The organism is Sphingobacterium corticis (assembly GCF_042684745.1).
Lineage (GTDB): Bacteria > Bacteroidota > Bacteroidia > Sphingobacteriales > Sphingobacteriaceae > Sphingobacterium > Sphingobacterium corticis.
In genome coordinates this window covers 1236901-1254928 of sequence record NZ_JBHUMA010000006.1, presented here as the reverse complement: position 1 = coordinate 1254928, position 18028 = coordinate 1236901, and the positions used below count along the sequence as shown (strand labels likewise).

17 protein-coding genes are annotated in these 18028 nt (G+C 40.6%); 9 read left to right on the top strand and 8 right to left on the bottom strand.

Annotated elements, in window-relative coordinates:
• Nucleotides 1-236 precede the first annotated feature (236 nt).
• Nucleotides 237-2504: a cation:proton antiporter gene (locus ACFSQ3_RS11375; RefSeq protein ID WP_380869672.1), complete on the bottom strand. Its 2268-nt coding sequence runs from the start codon at nucleotides 2502-2504 to the stop codon at nucleotides 237-239.
• 157 nt (nucleotides 2505-2661) lie between these two features.
• Between ACFSQ3_RS11375 and ACFSQ3_RS11370 the strand changes: the two genes are divergently transcribed.
• The 5 genes from ACFSQ3_RS11370 (at nucleotide 2662) to ACFSQ3_RS11350 (ending at nucleotide 7115) form a co-directional block, all read left to right on the top strand.
• Complete coding sequence (locus tag ACFSQ3_RS11370; protein ID WP_380869671.1) at nucleotides 2662-3648, top strand: exonuclease domain-containing protein; 987 nt, start codon at nucleotides 2662-2664, stop codon at nucleotides 3646-3648.
• 9 nt (nucleotides 3649-3657) lie between these two features.
• Nucleotides 3658-4623, top strand: a complete 966-nt coding sequence (gene trxB / locus ACFSQ3_RS11365) for a thioredoxin-disulfide reductase (protein WP_380869670.1) — start codon at nucleotides 3658-3660, stop codon at nucleotides 4621-4623.
• 105 nt (nucleotides 4624-4728) lie between these two features.
• On the top strand, nucleotides 4729-5211 hold the full coding sequence (locus ACFSQ3_RS11360) for a copper resistance protein NlpE (RefSeq protein ID WP_380869669.1): 483 nt from the start codon (nucleotides 4729-4731) through the stop codon (nucleotides 5209-5211).
• Between the two features lie 96 nt (nucleotides 5212-5307).
• Nucleotides 5308-6357, top strand: a complete 1050-nt coding sequence (gene queA, locus ACFSQ3_RS11355) for a tRNA preQ1(34) S-adenosylmethionine ribosyltransferase-isomerase QueA (protein WP_380869668.1) — start codon at nucleotides 5308-5310, stop codon at nucleotides 6355-6357.
• Nucleotides 6358-6386: 29 nt separating this feature from the next.
• A complete protein-coding gene (locus tag ACFSQ3_RS11350) occupies nucleotides 6387-7115 on the top strand; it encodes a 2-C-methyl-D-erythritol 4-phosphate cytidylyltransferase (protein WP_380869667.1) in 729 nt (242 codons plus the stop codon).
• A 9-nt stretch (nucleotides 7116-7124) separates the two neighbouring features.
• Here the strand turns inward: ACFSQ3_RS11350 and ACFSQ3_RS11345 are convergent, their stop codons facing one another.
• Nucleotides 7125-7277 carry a lmo0937 family membrane protein gene (locus ACFSQ3_RS11345; protein WP_380869666.1) on the bottom strand — a complete coding sequence of 51 codons (153 nt, stop codon included), beginning with the start codon at nucleotides 7275-7277 and terminating at the stop codon, nucleotides 7125-7127.
• A 94-nt stretch (nucleotides 7278-7371) separates the two neighbouring features.
• A complete protein-coding gene (locus ACFSQ3_RS11340; RefSeq protein WP_380869665.1) occupies nucleotides 7372-8076 on the bottom strand; it encodes an LOG family protein in 705 nt (234 codons plus the stop codon).
• 195 nt (nucleotides 8077-8271) lie between these two features.
• On the opposite strand from ACFSQ3_RS11340, the gene recR reads away from it, so the two are divergent.
• A complete protein-coding gene (gene recR / locus ACFSQ3_RS11335) occupies nucleotides 8272-8886 on the top strand; it encodes a recombination mediator RecR (protein WP_380869664.1) in 615 nt (204 codons plus the stop codon).
• Here recR and ACFSQ3_RS11330 read toward each other — a convergent pair whose 3' ends face one another.
• The 4 genes from ACFSQ3_RS11330 to fabG form a co-directional block, all read right to left on the bottom strand.
• A complete protein-coding gene (locus ACFSQ3_RS11330) occupies nucleotides 8887-9852 on the bottom strand; it encodes a metallophosphoesterase (protein WP_380869663.1) in 966 nt (321 codons plus the stop codon).
• A complete protein-coding gene (locus ACFSQ3_RS11325; RefSeq protein WP_380869662.1) occupies nucleotides 9830-10597 on the bottom strand; it encodes a 5'-nucleotidase C-terminal domain-containing protein in 768 nt (255 codons plus the stop codon). Before ACFSQ3_RS11325 ends, ACFSQ3_RS11330 begins: the two co-directional genes overlap by 23 nt.
• Nucleotides 10598-10685: 88 nt before the next feature.
• Nucleotides 10686-11669 (bottom strand): acyl transferase, encoded by a 984-nt coding sequence (locus ACFSQ3_RS11320; RefSeq protein ID WP_380869661.1) that lies wholly within the window; start codon nucleotides 11667-11669, stop codon nucleotides 10686-10688.
• 26 nt (nucleotides 11670-11695) lie between these two features.
• On the bottom strand, nucleotides 11696-12439 hold the full coding sequence (fabG, locus tag ACFSQ3_RS11315) for a 3-oxoacyl-[acyl-carrier-protein] reductase (RefSeq protein WP_380869660.1): 744 nt from the start codon (nucleotides 12437-12439) through the stop codon (nucleotides 11696-11698).
• Between the two features lie 251 nt (nucleotides 12440-12690).
• Here fabG and ACFSQ3_RS11310 point away from each other — a divergent pair, with 251 nt between their 5' ends.
• Nucleotides 12691-14208 carry a malate:quinone oxidoreductase gene (locus ACFSQ3_RS11310; protein WP_380870035.1) on the top strand — a complete coding sequence of 506 codons (1518 nt, stop codon included), beginning with the start codon at nucleotides 12691-12693 and terminating at the stop codon, nucleotides 14206-14208.
• 372 nt (nucleotides 14209-14580) lie between these two features.
• Here ACFSQ3_RS11310 and ACFSQ3_RS11305 read toward each other — a convergent pair whose 3' ends face one another.
• A complete protein-coding gene (locus ACFSQ3_RS11305) occupies nucleotides 14581-16116 on the bottom strand; it encodes a family 43 glycosylhydrolase (RefSeq protein WP_380869659.1) in 1536 nt (511 codons plus the stop codon).
• A gap of 198 nt (nucleotides 16117-16314) precedes the next feature.
• Between ACFSQ3_RS11305 and ACFSQ3_RS11300 the strand changes: the two genes are divergently transcribed.
• Complete coding sequence (locus tag ACFSQ3_RS11300) at nucleotides 16315-16938, top strand: RNA polymerase sigma-70 factor (protein ID WP_380869658.1); 624 nt, start codon at nucleotides 16315-16317, stop codon at nucleotides 16936-16938.
• A gap of 82 nt (nucleotides 16939-17020) precedes the next feature.
• Nucleotides 17021-18025 (top strand): FecR family protein, encoded by a 1005-nt coding sequence (locus tag ACFSQ3_RS11295; protein WP_380869657.1) that lies wholly within the window; start codon nucleotides 17021-17023, stop codon nucleotides 18023-18025.
• The last annotated feature ends 3 nt before the right edge of the window (nucleotides 18026-18028 follow it).

Sequence of the window (18028 nt, the reverse complement as noted above, 5' to 3'; positions counted from 1 at the left end):
AATTCGCGTGCAAATATAGGAATGTTAGATTATAAATACCAGTTTGATTATCAGGTTTTTCTATAATTTTATCCTTATTGTAAGCTTGAGGCTACAAATGACAGGGAATGATTAAGCCGTAACATTTTAACGTTACGGCTTGGCTATTTTTTGGAATTGCAGCTCTGATCAAGTCCTTAGGTTCGAAACTGATTGTCGGCAATTTTGGATGCTAAATGAATTAACTTACTATCATATCACTTTGTTAAGCGATCCCTTATTACCAGTTCCGATGATATTTCCAATTGTAATTTACGTTTTTGCTGTAACAATGTCTCCCAGCTTACCAAGCTCATTAACAATAAACGATTTTTGATGAGTTTCTCGTGGCCAATAGGTTCGCCAGCTAACCAATCTACTTTTTGTTTGCAGGTTGGGTAATGTTCTGTAGTTTCCGCAAGCAATTCTTCTCGTGTAAATTGCTGATCGACGTCCCAAATAATCAAACGCGCATTTTCGTTTCCACCAATTAGCTTATCTGCGTAATGAAGAAGAAACAAATCCTCACGATATAAGATCGGCATGATTACCTGATCGATCCTTTCCAAACCTTTGTCAATGAGAATTCCGACCGGGATATCTACCTTTGATAACAAGCGATTCGTACGTTCGTAAAATTTGTTGCTGTAAACCGGCCCTTTGTTCGTAAACAGCTTGTCGGGATTAATAAAGTTGGAGGTAAAACCAATGATTTTACCTAACAAACTTCCTTCGTAGATGGATTCGCTGGTACCGATTAGCAACATATCGTAATGGCCAGTTTCCACCTCATCTACGATTTCACTGTCAATATCGCTTGATATCCGAAACAATGTTTTCACTGGACGATCAAAACGCTTGCTATCCGCAATGATGTCTTGAAAACATGCTGTTTCCTGTTCCTCGACTTCATAATGATGCAACTCATTCGCCGGAGATATATGTAGCGCAGCCACTTCGCTAGATTCCTTGGAACTTGTTGTCAGCGCGCTCGAAAGTCGGAGCAACGCTTTCCCAGACTCTACTTTTCCGAAGCTAAATAGAATATTAAATTGACTCTCCACTCGTTCTACAAATGCTGGTTTTTCTTTGTTCCGGAAAAACCAGTTGATCAAATCAAGCGCCGGTCCGGTCATAAAGGTGGTTACTAACGCCATTACTACCATCATCGAAAACATTTCGGCAGACAGAACACCCAAATCGTAGCCAATATTTAACACGATCAGCTCCATCAATCCGCGCGTATTCATCAACGCACCAATACTTAAACTGTCTTTCCAACCTTGTCCCATAAAGCGAGCTGCGAGCGCACTTCCAACGAATTTACCGACAACGGCAACCAAAATAATTAATCCGGTAATCAACCACAATGTCGGATCGTTCAGCAAACCAATTTGCGTGCGTAATCCGGTAAATACAAAGAATAATGGGAGCAGTAAAACCAACGCAACATCTTCGATTTTTTCAATAAAAAGATTTCGAAATTTATTGTTTTCCGGCATAATCGCGCCCGCCATAAATGCGCCAAATAATGCGTGAATGCCGATTACTTCGGTCGTATAAGCAGATAAAATAAGTAGCAAAAAGAATATCGCCACGACAGGTTTGCTCAAGCTTTCTTTCGTTGAGTTCACTTGTCCAATACGTTGCATAAACGGACGAATAATCTTGATCATCAAGAACACATATGCCAAAGCTAAACCAATCGTATAAAGCGCGGATACAAAAGATCCGGCTTTCACGATAGCGATTACAGTAGCCAAAATACACCAAGCGGTAATGTCATCAGCGGCCGCGCAAGTGATAACCACCGTTCCCAAACGCGTTTTCTGCAAACCGCGTTCTTGCACAATACGCGCCAATACAGGAAACGCCGTTATACTCATCGCGATTCCTATAAACAATGCATAAGAAAGAAACTGCACATTATCCGGCGCGTGATTTTCGTAGAGAAAGTAAGCCAACCCGATTCCCAGTCCAAAGGGAAGGATAATACTGGCGTGACTAATTACTACAGCATCGTGCGCTTTGTTTCGCAACACATTTAAGTCCAGCTCCATACCGACAATGAACATAAATAGAATCAAGCCGATCTGACTCAAAAATTGTAAGTTACCCAAAGATTGAGCAGGGAAGAGCGTTTGAAAGAATTCCGGAAAAAACAAACCCAACAACGAAGGACCGAGGATAATTCCGGCCAACATTTCTCCAATAACAACAGGCTGTTTTATTTTTACGCAAATCCAACCAAATAAACGTGCTGTTAGAATGATGGCAACGATTTGTAGCAGGAGGATGGAAAGTGGGTACTTCAAACTTTCTCTCAACGATTCAACAAAATCGAACCAAGCGCCATTCTCGGACGTAGGTATAAGAACTTCCCGACCGTCTTCTAACTTTCCGCCTTGTTGCACAACCAAGTAAACAAATAGACCGAAAACCAATAAAATGGAAATATAAAAAACCGTCGAACGTATATTTTTCATGTAAATAAAATTATCGATAAGGGGTAACGATTACTTTCCAAGGATACGAATTTCTTGGCAATAGCACACTAAGCAAATAAGAAATCCTACGAAATTGGATTGGCAGATAGATGTTTTGTACATTTGCCCTTTAGTTGCATCATTTGTATCAATCATCATGAAATTAAAATTAAATCGACCGCTAGCTTTTTTCGATTTAGAAACTACGGGAGTAAATATCGCGACCGACAAAATTGTGGAAATAGCGATTTTGAAAGTAATGCCGGACGGCGATGAACAAGTTTTGACCATGCGCGTAAATCCGGCTCGTCCGATTCCAGCAGAATCATCGATGTTTCACGGTATTTATGATGAAGATGTAAAAGATTTGCCAACGTTTGATTTGGTTGGGCAGCAGATTGCCGATTTTATCGGAGATGCCGATTTGGCAGGTTATAATTCCAATAAATTCGACGTTCCAATGCTTATGGAAGAGTTTCTTCGTGCCAATATTGCATTTTCGTTGGATGGCCGATCTTTTGTAGATGTACAAAATATCTTTCATCAGATGGAACAGCGTACGTTGAAAGCAGCATACAAATTTTATTGTCAGGAAGACTTAACAAATGCACATACAGCGGAAGCCGATGTACGCGCAACATACGACGTGCTAAAGGCGCAGTTGGATAAATACGAAGGCGTGAGCTTCGAAGATAAGACAGGAGCTGTTTCTACACCGGTGGTAAACGATGTAGAAGCGTTGCATCAGTTTACCAACTTAACGAAACCGGTGGATTTTGCTGGTCGATTGGTTTACGATCAAGATGGCGATCCGGCAATCAATTTTGGTAAACACAAAGGCAAAAAGGTGCTGGATGTGTTTGATGTAGAACCAAGCTATTATGCTTGGATGCAAAATGGCGATTTTCCTTTATACACCAAAAAGGTGTTGCAGGATTTATGGAATGCGCATCGCCAAGCGAAGAAAGAGCAAAAAGCGACTGCTCCGAAACCCGCAAGTGATCGTGGGAGCGATTCTTCTTCGGAAGAAAGACCGCGTCCATCGCAAGGAGGAAAACCGCAGACATTTAAAAAGAAAGAAAAAGCAACTCCGGTAACCAATGATATGCTGAAAGCATTGCAGGGTAAATTCGGAAAAGAATAAAATACAAACATGGAAACACAACAAGAAATAGAACACGTACAATGTCTGATCATTGGATCAGGTCCTGCGGGATATACCGCTGCTATATATGCTGCCCGAGCAGACTTAAAGCCAGTAATGTATACAGGAATGGTTCCGGGTGGACAATTAACTCAAACTACAGAAGTAGATAACTTCCCTGGATATCCGCAAGGCGTAACTGGTCCGGTGTTGATGGAAGATTTGCGTGCGCAAGCGGAGCGCTTTGGCACTGAAGTTCGTTTTGGTTATGTCAACAAGGTCGATTTCTCGAAAGATGGTGGCATTCACACTATTGAAATAGACAGCACAAAAACCGTAACGGCAGATACCGTTATTATTTCTACAGGCGCAACAGCAAAATGGTTAGGATTAGACTCCGAGCAAAAATACAACGGCTTTGGTGTTTCTGCTTGTGCTGTTTGTGATGGATTTTTCTTTAAAGGACAGGATGTAGCTATCGTAGGTGCTGGTGATACCGCTGCTGAAGAAGCAACGTACTTAGCGAAGTTGTGTAATAAAGTGCATATGTTGGTTCGTCGCGACGAGTTCCGCGCTTCTAAAGCCATGGTTCACCGCGTTTTAAATACGCCAAATATTGAGGTGCATTACAATTCGGAAGCACAAGAAGTTTTGGGCGATGGTCAGGTAGTAACTGGGTTACGTGTGATTAATAATGTGAGTCGTGAAAGCCGCGATCTAGATATCACGGGTTTCTTCGTCGCGATCGGACATACGCCAAATACGGAATTGTTCAAAGGGATTTTAGATATGGACGAAACTGGTTACTTAATTACGCAGCCTGACGCTACAGCGACCAATATTCCAGGTGTGTTTGCTTGTGGCGATGTACAAGATCATGTGTATCGTCAAGCGATCACCGCGGCAGGCACTGGTTGTATGGCTGCGTTGGAAGCAGAACGTTATTTGGCAGCAAAAGAAACTTTCGCGGAGTAGTCGAGTTTAAAAGCAAACAAAATACATATAACGTCGTTTCAATAACAAGAAACGGCGTTTTTTTATGCCGAATAACGCGTAAACTTATATATAACTATAAACGATATGAAATCAGTATTTTTTTCTTTGTCTGCATTATTAGTGCTCTCCTGTACATCGGCGAATAGTAATAAGGAGGATTCCGCAGATAGTCTTGCCGTGAATCCTGCCATCGATTCTCTACATACGTCCGATAATGTGATCGACTGGCCAGGCAATTACAAGGGAGGTATTCCGTGTAAAGATTGTGATACGACTATGATGGACGTAACCATTAATAAAGATAATACGTTCGCGGTTATAGTGACGAGAAAAGGTCCGAATGAAGTGATCGAGGATAAAGGCGAAATTACTTGGGAAAGCAATGAAACCTACATTCTACTGAAAGGTCAAAAGAGCGAATATGCATTCCGTTTAGGTGATGGAGAAATTACCTTTTTAGATGATCCGAAGAATGTAGGTGATATGCCGATGGCGGATGATTATAAACTAAAGAAGCAAGAAAATTACCCTACACATGATAAGCACCAAAAAATCCCTCAAGGATAAAAAATAGCAAACTTTAAATGTTAAGAAAAAATCTTACCTTTGCATAATTTTTGGAAGCGCGACTCTGTAGGTCGCGTGGATTAATTTTAAGAAACAATGAAATTATCTCAATTTAATTTCCACCTACCGGAATCTCTTTTAGCATCAGAACCCAGTGAAAACCGCGACGAATCTAGATTGATGGTTTTGCACCGTGATACTGGTAAAATCGAACATAAAATTTTCAAAGACGTTTTGGACTATTTTGACGATAAAGACGTCATGATCCTAAACAATACGAAGGTATTTCCTGCTAGAATGTATGGAAATAAAGAGAAAACCGGAGCGACAATCGAGGTATTCTTGCTACGCGAATTGAACAAAGAATTAAGACTTTGGGATGTTTTGGTAGATCCTGCTCGTAAAATCCGCGTTGGAAATAAATTGTATTTTGGTGAGGATGATTTATTGGTGGCTGAAGTAGTGGATAACACAACTTCACGTGGCCGTACGATTCGTTTCTTATTCGATGGTACTGATGAAGAATTTCGTCGCAATATTGAAATCTTAGGCGAAACGCCACTTCCGAAATATATCAAACGTAAAGCTACACCTGAAGATAAATTTCGTTATCAAACAATTTATGCGAAAAACGAAGGAGCAGTTGCTGCACCAACAGCAGGTTTGCATTTCTCTCGCGAATTGATGAAACGTTTGGAGTTAAAAGGTGTTGATTTCGCAGAAATCACGTTACATGTTGGATTGGGAACTTTCCGTACCGTGGAAGTGGAAGATTTAACCAAACATAAAATGGATTCTGAGCAAATCATCATTACCGAGGAAGCTGCTCGTATCGTGAATAAGGGAATCGATGCTAAGCGCCGTGTTTGTGCGGTTGGTACGACCTCCATGCGTGCAATCGAATCCGCTGTTTCGGCTGATAAGCACTTGAAACCAAGTGCCGATTGGACTAGCAAATTCATCTATCCGCCATACGATTTCAGTATCGCGAATTCTATGATCACGAATTTCCATACACCAGAATCGACGCTTTTAGTGATGATTGCTGCATTTGCCGGATATGAAAATACCATGAATGCTTACGAAATCGCTGTGAAAGAGAAATATCGTTTCTATAGCTACGGCGATGCGATGTTGATTATCTAAATCAGCTAAATCAACAAAAAATAATAACTTTGAACGCAAGCCTAATCGGTTTGCGTTTTTTTATGGTAGAAAATTTTGTGGTTATTGTTGCGGCCGGAGTCGGATCGCGAATGAAAAGTAATCTTCCCAAGCAATTTTTATTGTTGGGCGGTCGCCCCGTGCTAATGCATACGATTTCCGCATTCAAACCTTTATTACCTATCACTAAACTTATCGTTGTGCTCTCGCCAGATATGCATGATTTTTGGCAACAGCAATGTGAAGAATACCAATTTGATGTGCCACACGATATTGTTTTAGGTGGAGCTACGCGCTTCCAATCGGTAAAAAATGCAACAAAAATTATAGATGAAATCTCCCAACAGAGTAGTTTAAATAGCGAAGGGTTTGTTGCGGTGCATGATGGGGCGCGACCTATTGTTGAAATAGATCTGATCAATCGGCTTGTGGAAAGCGTGAGAGTGAGCGATGCTGTAATTCCGGCGTTGCAGAGTACAAATAGTATTCGTTTTGGCACTATGTTGGACAGTAAATTTGTGGATCGTCAGCAGGTGTGGCAGGTGCAAACGCCACAAATTTTCTCAAAGCATTTACTTTTAAAAGCCTATGAGCAAGAAGAGGATGTATTATTTACAGATGATGCTTCTGTAGTAGAGAAAATGGGCAATACCATCGTCATGGTAGAAGGAAGTTATCGAAATATAAAGATAACTCTTCCTGAAGACTTAGATATTGCCCACTTGTATTTGAAAAAGTAAGTTATTGCGTTAAGCGTTCCCGCGTATTACGCGAAGCAAAACCACTATAATGGCAATTACTAACAATGCGTGAATAATACCGCCATCTGCGAATCCACCTAAAAAGCTAATTGCCCAAATAATAACTAAAACGACTGCAATGATATACAATAAGTTTCCCATAGTAATTGATGTTTGTTAATTCCTTAATTATTTTGTTTTTGAATGTACTTGTTCAACAACTAATCTGCACAAAGGTTTTAACATGCGACAAAAACTAGAAATTTGGTTTCAACAAATACTTGTCGTAGAAACGGAAAATATGTTCAGCGGCATCCTCAGCAGTATCTACCACGCGATACAAATTCAGATCTTCCTCACTGATGTATTTTTCTCCGAGCATCGTATTTTTAATCCAATCCAATAACCCAGACCAATATTCAGAGCCCACCAATACAATCGGGAAGCGAGCAATTTTCCCAGTCTGAATCAATGTAATAGCTTCAAACATTTCATCCATGGTTCCGAATCCGCCCGGCATAACAATGTATCCTTGCGAATACTTCATAAACATGACCTTACGAACAAAGAAATACTTAAATTCCAGCAACTTATCTCTATCAATGTATTTATTGTGAAATTGCTCAAATGGCAGGTCGATGTTCAACCCTACGGATTTACCGCCCGATTCATAAGCGCCTTTGTTAGCAGCTTCCATAATTCCCGGACCACCGCCTGAAATCACACCGTAACCGCGATCTGCCAGTAAAGCAGCAATATCCACAGCCAATTGATAGTATTTATGATCGTTTGGTGTGCGCGCCGATCCAAAAATCGACACACAGGGTCCAATCTTCGCCAACTTTTCAAATCCATCCACGAATTCCGACATGATTTTAAATATCTGCCACGAATCCTTCACTTTAATTTCTTGCCAAGTTTTGTTCGCAAACGAACGGCTAATTCTATCGTCTTTTCCCATAAAAATATAGTAAGTTTCTTGATTGCTAAATGCTCAATAAATTATACTAGCGCCACATCCACAACAAAATTTTTATCTGTATGTCATAACTGGCGGTTTTAGCAAGATAACTATTTTCTTTGTTTTTAAAAATAAGACAATATTACATTTTAGCAGCCTGCATTATATATGTGTTTTGTTTCGTAATTTTGAGCCATGCATTTTTCGTCGAAATTATTGGAGCAAGCGGTTGAGGAGTTTGGGAAGTTGCCTGGAGTGGGAAAGAAGACGGCATTGCGATTGGTTCTTCATCTGCTGAAGCAATCCAAGGAAGATGTAAATCGTTTTTCGCAAGCGTTTACACAGCTGAAAGAACACATAAAATATTGTCAACATTGCTTTAATATTTCGGACACGAGTACTTGCGAAATTTGTCAGTCCGTTAAGCGCGATCGTGCGACTATTTGTGTCGTTGAAGATACGCGCGACGTGATGGCTATTGAAAATACCAATCAATATCAAGGCGTTTACCATGTTCTGGGTGGCTTGATTTCACCGATGGATGGCGTCGGTCCGTCGGATTTGAGAATTGAAAGTTTAATAGATCGTGTGAAGCAAGGCGAAGTAAAAGAAGTTATTCTAGCTCTAAGCGCTACGATGGAAGGCGATACGACCATTTTCTATCTGTATCGCAAGTTGCAAGAATTTGATATTGAAATATCGACGATTGCCCGCGGTATTGCTTTCGGAGGAGAGCTGGAATATGTAGATGAAGTGACGTTAGGTCGATCGATTATGACGCGCGTTCCGTACGAACGAAAAGTGGGGTAATTAGCCCCACATCAGTTGATCTGCTTCTTGAAAACTATCCAGTTGATAATGATTGGCTTGATATCTTAATTTGCCACGACGACGGTCGAAATAGAAATCTAATCTCCCTAGATAAGCGCCACCATAACCCATTTGATTCACTACGGTAACCTGATTGTCCAAATTGCGTATCTCCGTAGGTTTTTCTAAAAATGTATGCGTATGTCCGCCGATAATCAAATCAATATCACGCGTTTGCGATGCCATCACCAAATCCGAAACTTGATCGTTTTTGTATTGGTAACCGATATGAGAAAGGCAAATGACCATGTCACATTTTTCCTCCGTTTTCAGTTTTTTACTTAAACGATTAGCAACTTCAATTGGATCCAGGTACTTGACGCCTTTGTGGTTTTTAGGATCGACCATGCCATCCAGTTTTATGCCGACAGCAAACACGCCAATCTTCAATCCTGACTTGTTGAATGTGATATATTCCTTGGTTTTTCCTGCCAATACGGTTTCGCTGAAATCGTAGTTGGAAGTAATAAATGGAAATTTCGCTTTGTCGAAATGCTTTAACAAGCCTTCCAAGCCATTATCAAATTCATGGTTCCCAAACGTTCCTGCATCGTATCCCATTTTCGACATCAATTCCAATTCTACCTGCCCTTCAAAAAGATTGAAATACGGCGTTCCTTGAAACATGTCACCTGCATCCAATAACAGCAAGTTCGATTCTTCGGAACGAATTTGTTTAATCAATGCGCTACGTCGCGCCGCACCACCAAGCCCTTGCATGCGTGATCCATCCATCGGAAATGGTTCGATTCGACTATGCACATCGTTGGTATGCAAGATAGTTAGCTTTACTTCTTTTGCTTCACCCTGACTAAAAGATGCCAATGGCGATAATGCAGCTAAAGTTCCTAATGCACCCGCTTTTTTAAGAAAATTACGTCTGTTATAGGATAATAATTCGTTCATCGCGTGTTGCATTAATAAGTTTGCCTTGTTTGGATTGAGAAGAAATGTAGTCAATTAATCCTTCGCGAACGCGTAAGGAAGAGTCCTCACGCTGCGCCGGATTTCCAATACCTTCAATATTGTCGCCACCGTTTGCTAGGTAGTCATACGTTACCAACTTGTAGGTTTTATTCGGATCAACGGTTTCTCCTTTAATTTTCATGCTGACCAATTGTTGATCTTTTATAGTTACGGACATGCCAGCTACGGGTTGTCCATTTGTTTTGGCGATGTACTTCCCAAGAACCAACAAATCTTCTCCTTTTAAAGTCAATACCGTTAGGTAATTCTCAAAAGGCATCAGCTCGAAAACTTTTCCAATTTGAATATCGCCTTCAGCAATATCAACTCGAATACCACCGCTTGTACCTAAAGAACAAACTACATCGGAATCCAACTGCTGTCCTAAAGATAATAAAGCATCTGCGAAGAAATTTCCGGCCAAGCTTTGTCCATCTTTCGCTGTTCGCGGTAATATCTGCGCTGTTTTTCCGATTACGGTATCCATTTGTGCTCGCAGTCGCTGTTTATATGGTTCGATGTATTGAAGCATAGCGGAATCCGCTGTAACTTCATTATTCACCACGAAACGATTAGCTTGATAAGATTGTTGCTGTTGCCACTGAGCGGTCGTTTTACAACCTGCTAAGCTGAGTGTAGCTATGACAGCGATAGGGAGAAATTTTCTGAACGAAGGATATGTCATAATAACGATGGACAATTCGCTGCAAAACTATTAAGAATAATTTATACTGCGCGTTTTATCCAATTAATTTTACAATAAATATCCGTTGCTATTGTACAAGTAGATTACATCCGCGGATGTCGCTGTGATCAAATCGCCCGAGAATTTCAAACTGTCCATCTGCATGAATCTTCCCCAAATCTTGCGTAGCAATAAATGAGCAAGAGTACATGTTGGCTAAATCGATAATATTGATGGCTCCAGTTCGATGTTGCTCAATTAATGTGAGCGGATCGTTGGTGTCGCGAATGAGCACTTTCATCCAGGGCGGTGTCGTAAAAATACCATCGCGCTGGGAATAAGCTTGGCTCAGAAGTTCCGTCATGCCATATTCGGAGTGCACGTGTTCCACACCGAAACCTGCGCGAAGAAGCGCGTGCAATTCTGGCCTGATCATTTCTTTGCGACGACCTTTCATTCCGCCCGTTTCCATCACGATCAGGTCAGGAAAAGATATCGCAAAATGCTCTGCGAAATCCAATAAAGCATAGGTTACACCAAAAAGAATGGTTTTGATGTTGCGGTCGCGGAGCGATGATAAGGTATTGAAAAGGGCTTGATGATCGTAGAGAAAATAGCCACTTTCCGTCACGTCGCTTTGCGCGATAAGATCATCTACCATGTAAATCAACGATGATCCGCTGCGTTCTTGATAGGAGGGAAGTAGAGCTAGCACAGCAATGTCTTTCACGTTTCCGTAGAATGATTGAAATGCTTTATTATAACTTGTTTCGTAGATAGCAGGGTCGGCAACAAGATGTTTACTGGTCGTCATTCCGGTCGTTCCGGAGCTTTGAAAAGTGATCTTCGAAGCGTAGTTGTCCGCAAGAATAGTTTGTGTTTTGAAAAATTCTATCGGTAAAAAAGGAATGTCCGCGTAACCGCGGACATCCTGAATATTTTTGCCTAAAAGCTGTATATATTGGCGATAGATAGCGGTGTTTTCTGCCTGAAAGCGAAATACGGAAAGCGCTACTTCGTTGAATGATTGCTCATTCTGAATTTCAAATATTGCGTTTACTTCCGGTGCCATCATTTCATCCAATTCACGATGAAAATTTACAACATACCGCCGTCAACAGCAAGAACTTGCCCATTAACGTAGCTTGCTAAATCAGATGCCAAGAACAAACAAGCGTTAGCGACTTCTTCCGCTTCACCACCGCGTTTCATCGGAATTCCTGCTTCCCATCCAGCTACTACTTTCGGATCCAAAACATCTGTCATTTCCGTACGGATAAATCCTGGAGCAATTACGTTTGTACGGATATTTCTCGAAGCCAATTCTTTAGCTACGGATTTTGAAAAGCCGATAATACCGGATTTAGATGCTGCGTAGTTTGCCTGCCCAGCATTTCCTTGAATACCAACAACTGAACTCATGTTGATGATCGAACCTTTACGCGCTTTCATCATCACTTTGGATGCTGCCTTCGTTACGTTGAAGATGGATTTAAGGTTGATGTTGATCACATCGTCCCAGTTTTCTTCCGTCATACGCATCAACAAGCCATCTTTAGTGATTCCTGCGTTATTTACTACAATATCTACGGTGCCAAAATCAGCAACAATTGTTTCAATTAATTTTTCTGCTTCATCAAATTTGGAAGCATCAGAACGGTACCCTTTTACTTGTGTTCCAAAAGCTTGCAACTCGCTTTCTAATGCTTGCCCTTTTTCTACAGATGATAGGTAAGTGAATGCTACGTTTGCGCCGTGTTGCGCAAAAACTTCGGCAATTTTTCGGCCTATTCCTTTGGACGCGCCGGTAATTAATGCGGTTTTACCTGCAAGTAATTTCATATTTAACGATGTTTGTTTCTTTTTAAAACAACGGTTTTAGCCATTGTGCAATTGTAAAATGCAGGCACAAAAATGTTAAATAATTGTTGTATTAACAACAGATGACTAAAAACGAGATGGAGAATGGCGCGCGATTGGCAAAAGTTGTTCGGTTATCAAGTTCTTAGTTTTGGTTCAAATCTGGTGGAAAAATGTTACATATAATGAAAGATTTGTGACATTTTCATGCAGAAAATCAACTCTCGAATGTTATTTTTGCATCACACGGATATAAAATGAGTAAGAATACGACAAAGACAGAAGTAGATGTAGTGTTGATCGGTGCTGGTATCATGAGCGCCACATTGGGAACACTTATACACGAACTTAGTCCTGATATTACAATCGAAATTTTAGAGCGTTTAGATACGGTGGCGGCTGAAAGCTCGGACGCATGGAATAATGCGGGCACAGGGCACTCCGCCTTGTGTGAGCTAAACTATACGCCACAACGCGCAGATGGATCAGTCGACATCAGCAAGGCTATTTCTATTGCGGAACAATATGAAATTTCGAAGCAATTCTGGGCGTATTTGGTAGAACATAATGTGATTAAAAATCCGGATGAATTTATTCGTCAGGTGCCACATATGTCTGCTGTATTCGGTGAAAAAGATATTGAATTCTTGAAAGAGCGTTATAAGTCTTTGACGGAACACAACTTATTCAAAGGCATGGAATATTCGGAAGATAAATCGGTGCTGCAAGATTGGATTCCATTGATGATGCAAGATCGACCTGCGGAAGAGCGCTTGGCGGCGACCAAAATGGACATCGGTACGGATGTGAATTTTGGTGCATTAACACGCGATTTGGTTCAATATCTAGATCAGAAAGAGAATATTGCGCTTTCGACAAGTAACGAGGTAAAAGATATTGAGCGCTTGCGCGATGGCCGTTGGCAAGTGGAAACGAAGGATTTGAAAACAGGTAAACGCCGCCAAATCAAAGCGAAATTTGTTTTCATTGGTGCAGGCGGACATTCATTACTATTGCTTGAAAAATCGGGCATTCCGGAATCTAAAGGTTATGGCGGTTTTCCGGTTGGTGGACAGTGGTTGCGTTGCACAAACGAAGAAGTCATTGCTCAGCATCACGCTAAGGTGTACGGAAAGGCTTCTGTAGGTGCGCCTCCGATGTCAGTTCCGCATTTGGATACGCGTTATATCGACGGAAAGCAAGCGTTGCTGTTCGGTCCTTACGCAGGATTTTCGACAAAATTTTTGAAGAAAGGTTCGTATTTCGATTTACCAGCTTCTATTAAACTATCAAACATTCGTCCGATGCTTTCAGCTGGATTTGATAATTTACCGTTGACGAAATACTTGATTACGGAAGTACTTAAAAAGCCGAAAGATAAGTTGGATGCGCTGAAGCAATTTATGCCGACTGCCAAAATGGAAGATTGGGAAATTGAAAAGGCCGGACAGCGTGTGCAGGTAATCAAAAAGCATCCCGTTCATGGTGGTATTTTAGAATTTGGTACGGAAGTGGTTTCTAGTGCAGACGGATCGATTGCAGCTTTATTAGGTGCATCGCCTGGGGCGTCTACATCGGTCGCGGTAATGATCAACCTATTGAAAAGATGTTTTCCGGAACGTGCAAAATCGGACAGCTACCGTACGAAATTACGCACGATGATTCCTTCTTGGGGTAAAAGTTTAAATGACGACGCGGAACTATGCGCGAGTACACGTCAGTGGACGCATGAAGTGCTAAAGTTGAAGTAGTTGATTATATATTCACTCTTCTGGAGCGATTTACAAATACAAAAGCTGAAATACGAGAAATATTTCGGCTTTTGTATTTAAAGCATATTGTTATTGCTGAATAGAGAATTTAGCCTACTTATAAATAGTAATGATTTGTTTTTGATGGGCATAATTGAGAAAATAAATATATTTATCGGAAATCATCGTTAAAAAAGTAAGCAAACGGTAAAACCAAACCAACCAACAATTTATGAAACAAACATGTATTTATAGGAAAATTACCCTATTTGTGTTATTGTTCTTCGCTTTAGCCTATGTAGGATATACGGCGTTTAATTTTTATTTCACAAATACCTAGTTTTGTCCAATTTGATTTTTATCGATTCTCTATTATTTTTTCTTTAGCTGAAAGTAAGCGAAGATAGCAGGTTCGCTTGTTTTGCCAGCGTGTAACAATCCGGGACGAGCCACGCGATCCCAGCGTGTAAGTGCTGTAGCGTCAATCTTTTCTTTGTTTAATTTTGTCCATTTTTTGCCATCTACGCTCCAAAAGAAATCACAGAAAACACCGCGATTCACTTCCGTTTTTAGAAACACATTTTCTGCACCAACGAGATTGCTTTCTATTACATTTTCCTTTCCGTCAATCACAGATTTAAGGCGCACTTTATCATCTTCGAAACTCAACAACAACAGATTTTCTTGATCTCCATATAACGTCAAACCTTTTGACGCACTATTCTGATTTACAACTTGCGTTTCGAATGTGTAATTCGCAGCTGTTGGACGAATACACATAGCTGTGCCGTAGTTATTATTAGCTTTTGGGATTCCTTTTAGGTAAAGGCGCTCGTCTTTCAATTCGAACTCATTTTTTGAAAACGGATAATTCCACGTCCATTCGGATTTAAGTGTATCGCCGTCAAAAGACTCTTCAAAATCGATGGATTTCCTTTGTGCTTTCGCTGATTTAATTGTTTTTTGATATCGCGTTGCATCTTTTCCCGTAACGAAATAGGGCCAACCCGCTGGATTTATGTCGATCTGCTGAAGAATCGGTTGACGGCCTTGATAAACATCGTCACCGGTAAGGTAGCCATGGCACAAATAATACATTTGGTTATCCGGACCTTTTACCGCAGTTCCGTGGCCTACGGAAACATATTCTTCCCCACCCATTAGGATCGGGTTGCCTTGGTATTTCTCATAAGGCCCGGCGAAGCTTTTGGCTCGAGCGACGCGAACATCGTAATTGCTTTTGGGGCCACAGCAATCGCGAGCAGCGTAGATCAAGTAATAATAATCACCTTTCTTAAAATGATATTGCCCTTCCATTCCGATGCCCTCATCGTCGCGTAACAACGAGAAAGTTTCACCTTCCAACTTTAATCCATCGGCCGACAACTTACTTCCGACAATTTCGATATCCCTGTCGTCCAGCCCGTATGCTTTCCATGTGATGTAAAGTTGCCCATCTTCCTCAAAAATAAAAGCATCAATAGCTTCCTTTCCGTGGTCCAAAAGTATTCCATGATCTACAAACTTGCTTTCAGGAGAATCAGCGATGGCAACGCCGATGCACGTAATCCCGTCGGATTTTCGGCGCGCCGTATAATAGCAATACATTTTTCCATTGATTTCGTAAAGTTCTGGCGCCCAGAATGACGATAGCGTCCATTCAGGTTGTATGTCGAAAATATGTCCGATTTGAGTCCAATTAATTAAATCATCCGATTTAAAATAAGGATAAAATGGTGCCCATTCAGAAGATGTTGCCGTTGCATAATAATGGTTTCCTACCCGAACAACGCTGGGATCAGGAAGATCTCCCGAAATAACCGGATTAACAAAGCCTTTGTTGGCTGAACATGAAATAATTAGTGAAAATGCTAGAAGATAAATGCCAGATCGCAATGCTTTATTCATAGGTTTATGTTTTCTTTTGAAGAAGGTGGTTTACAAAGATAATTTTATTCCTGAAATGTAAAGAGTTGCACTTGCCTCCAAGTGTCGTTTTATCAGTTTTAACTAGTGTTAGTGATCTACAAATTAAGGTGCATAAACTGTAAAAAATTACCGAAAGCCAGGTAGACAAATTGTATATTTGGGGGATTTACCCTACGAATGCAAGAGATTTCAAATGAACACCTTAAAAAACTTTGGGATCAAGTATGTTTAAACGACGACTTGAAGGCGTTTGAGTTGCTATTCTATCAATTAAATCGAAATTTGTTGCTTTTTTGCGATACATTTATTCATAATCAGGGTGCCTCAGAAGAGTTAGTGTCCGATATTTTTGTGAATATTTGGAATAAACGCAAATCACTACAATATATACAGCATCCAAAGTCCTATCTGTTTACTGCTGTAAAAAACAAAGCACTAAACTATTTAAAACAGTTTTCTCATTTACAACTACATGTGGATCTAACAGATCATGTGAAGTTAGTGGACGCTACAGATCCTAACACACTTTTGCAGCGGAAAGAATTCTTCGCCAAAATGGATAATATTATATCCAAGTTGCCAACACAAACACTTTTAGTTTTTCGGTTGGTTAAGGAAGATGGTATGAAATACAAAGAAGTAGCGGAGTTGTTAGATATTTCTCCACGCACCGTGCAAACGCATATGCGCACTGCATTTCAAAAGATTGGCACATTGCTCCGAAATTATACTGAGCGCGATAATTTGCGGTTGATGGATAAGTTTTACTCCATTGTTATGCTCATGTTATTTTTATTTTAAAAAAATATCGATTTCCCACTACGCCTTTTCTCTCAAATTATTGTCTTAGCATCAAAGGATATTCCTATCGGTTGAAATTTACATGCAGCAAGAACGTTTTGAGTATTTAGTAAGTAAGGAACTTGGCGATCGTCTGACGACAAGCGAGCAAGATGAGCTACGTACTTTCTTGGGTGATGCTGAATGGCGTATGCAATATAATTTGTTGCAGCAATATTGGTCTGAGAAGCATTCGCAGAATACGCGCGATCGCGAATTATTTCAACAGATTTTAGAAAAAATGCAACCGCTTGAATTGGATAATCACCCAACGCATTTCAGAAGGCTATACTACTGGTTTGGCGGCGTGGCTTCCATATTGGTTTGCGTGGGTTTATGGTTATTGCTTAAGATCAATTCTTCAGAACAACGCCAGTTTATCGCGGATCAAAAACAGCAGAAAGTCATTCTTGACGACGGAACGGAGGTAATTCTGAATTACAAAAGTACGCTGCTTTATCCCAACAAGTTTTCAGATAATCTACGCGAAGTAACGGTAGTTGGTGAAGCCTTTTTCCGCGTTGCGAAAGAAGCCGATCGTCCGTTCATCGTAAAAACAAAGCACGCGCAACTCAAAGTTTTAGGAACGAGTTTCAATGTTCGTGCATATCCCGATGAACCAACCACAGAAGCGAGTTTAATTGAAGGTGCGTTGGAGGTGCATGATGAGGAAGGCGAAACCATGATATTGCGTCCTTCGGAAAAGGCCGTAATTACCAATCAGCCCAAAAACTTTACTTCTAAAAGCAAGCGCAAGACGGCCAAAAAACTTAAAATTCAATTTCTTCGTCCAACGGATCTCCACGCGGTGGAAACCACGTGGCTAGAAAATAAACTGGTATTTAAGGATGTGACCTTCGATGAATTGGCAAAAACACTTGCCCGAAAATACGACGTACGGGTTGATTTCAAAGATATCGGTTTAACGAAACTGCGATTCAGTGCGCGTTTCGAAGATGAAAATCTAGATCAAATTTTACAGGCTTTGCAGTTAGCCGCATCATTTCAATACGAAAAGCAAAACAACAAAATAATGATCTACAAGTAACTA

Excerpts from the sequence above, each read along its gene's own strand:
- ACFSQ3_RS11375 (WP_380869672.1), bottom strand. The coding sequence starts at position 2,504 with ATGAAAAATATACGTTCGACGGTTTTTTATATTTCCATTTTATTGGTT.
- ACFSQ3_RS11370 (WP_380869671.1), top strand. The coding sequence starts at position 2,662 with ATGAAATTAAAATTAAATCGACCGCTAGCTTTTTTCGATTTAGAAACT.
- trxB (WP_380869670.1), top strand. The coding sequence starts at position 3,658 with ATGGAAACACAACAAGAAATAGAACACGTACAATGTCTGATCATTGGA.
- ACFSQ3_RS11360 (WP_380869669.1), top strand. The coding sequence starts at position 4,729 with ATGAAATCAGTATTTTTTTCTTTGTCTGCATTATTAGTGCTCTCCTGT.
- queA (WP_380869668.1), top strand. The coding sequence starts at position 5,308 with ATGAAATTATCTCAATTTAATTTCCACCTACCGGAATCTCTTTTAGCA.
- ACFSQ3_RS11345 (WP_380869666.1), bottom strand. The coding sequence starts at position 7,277 with ATGGGAAACTTATTGTATATCATTGCAGTCGTTTTAGTTATTATTTGG.
- ACFSQ3_RS11340 (WP_380869665.1), bottom strand. The coding sequence starts at position 8,076 with ATGGGAAAAGACGATAGAATTAGCCGTTCGTTTGCGAACAAAACTTGG.
- recR (WP_380869664.1), top strand. The coding sequence starts at position 8,272 with ATGCATTTTTCGTCGAAATTATTGGAGCAAGCGGTTGAGGAGTTTGGG.
- ACFSQ3_RS11330 (WP_380869663.1), bottom strand. The coding sequence starts at position 9,852 with ATGAACGAATTATTATCCTATAACAGACGTAATTTTCTTAAAAAAGCG.
- ACFSQ3_RS11325 (WP_380869662.1), bottom strand. The coding sequence starts at position 10,597 with ATGACATATCCTTCGTTCAGAAAATTTCTCCCTATCGCTGTCATAGCT.
- ACFSQ3_RS11320 (WP_380869661.1), bottom strand. The coding sequence starts at position 11,669 with ATGGCACCGGAAGTAAACGCAATATTTGAAATTCAGAATGAGCAATCA.
- fabG (WP_380869660.1), bottom strand. The coding sequence starts at position 12,439 with ATGAAATTACTTGCAGGTAAAACCGCATTAATTACCGGCGCGTCCAAA.
- ACFSQ3_RS11305 (WP_380869659.1), bottom strand. The coding sequence starts at position 16,116 with ATGAATAAAGCATTGCGATCTGGCATTTATCTTCTAGCATTTTCACTA.
- ACFSQ3_RS11300 (WP_380869658.1), top strand. The coding sequence starts at position 16,315 with ATGCAAGAGATTTCAAATGAACACCTTAAAAAACTTTGGGATCAAGTA.
- ACFSQ3_RS11295 (WP_380869657.1), top strand. The coding sequence starts at position 17,021 with ATGCAGCAAGAACGTTTTGAGTATTTAGTAAGTAAGGAACTTGGCGAT.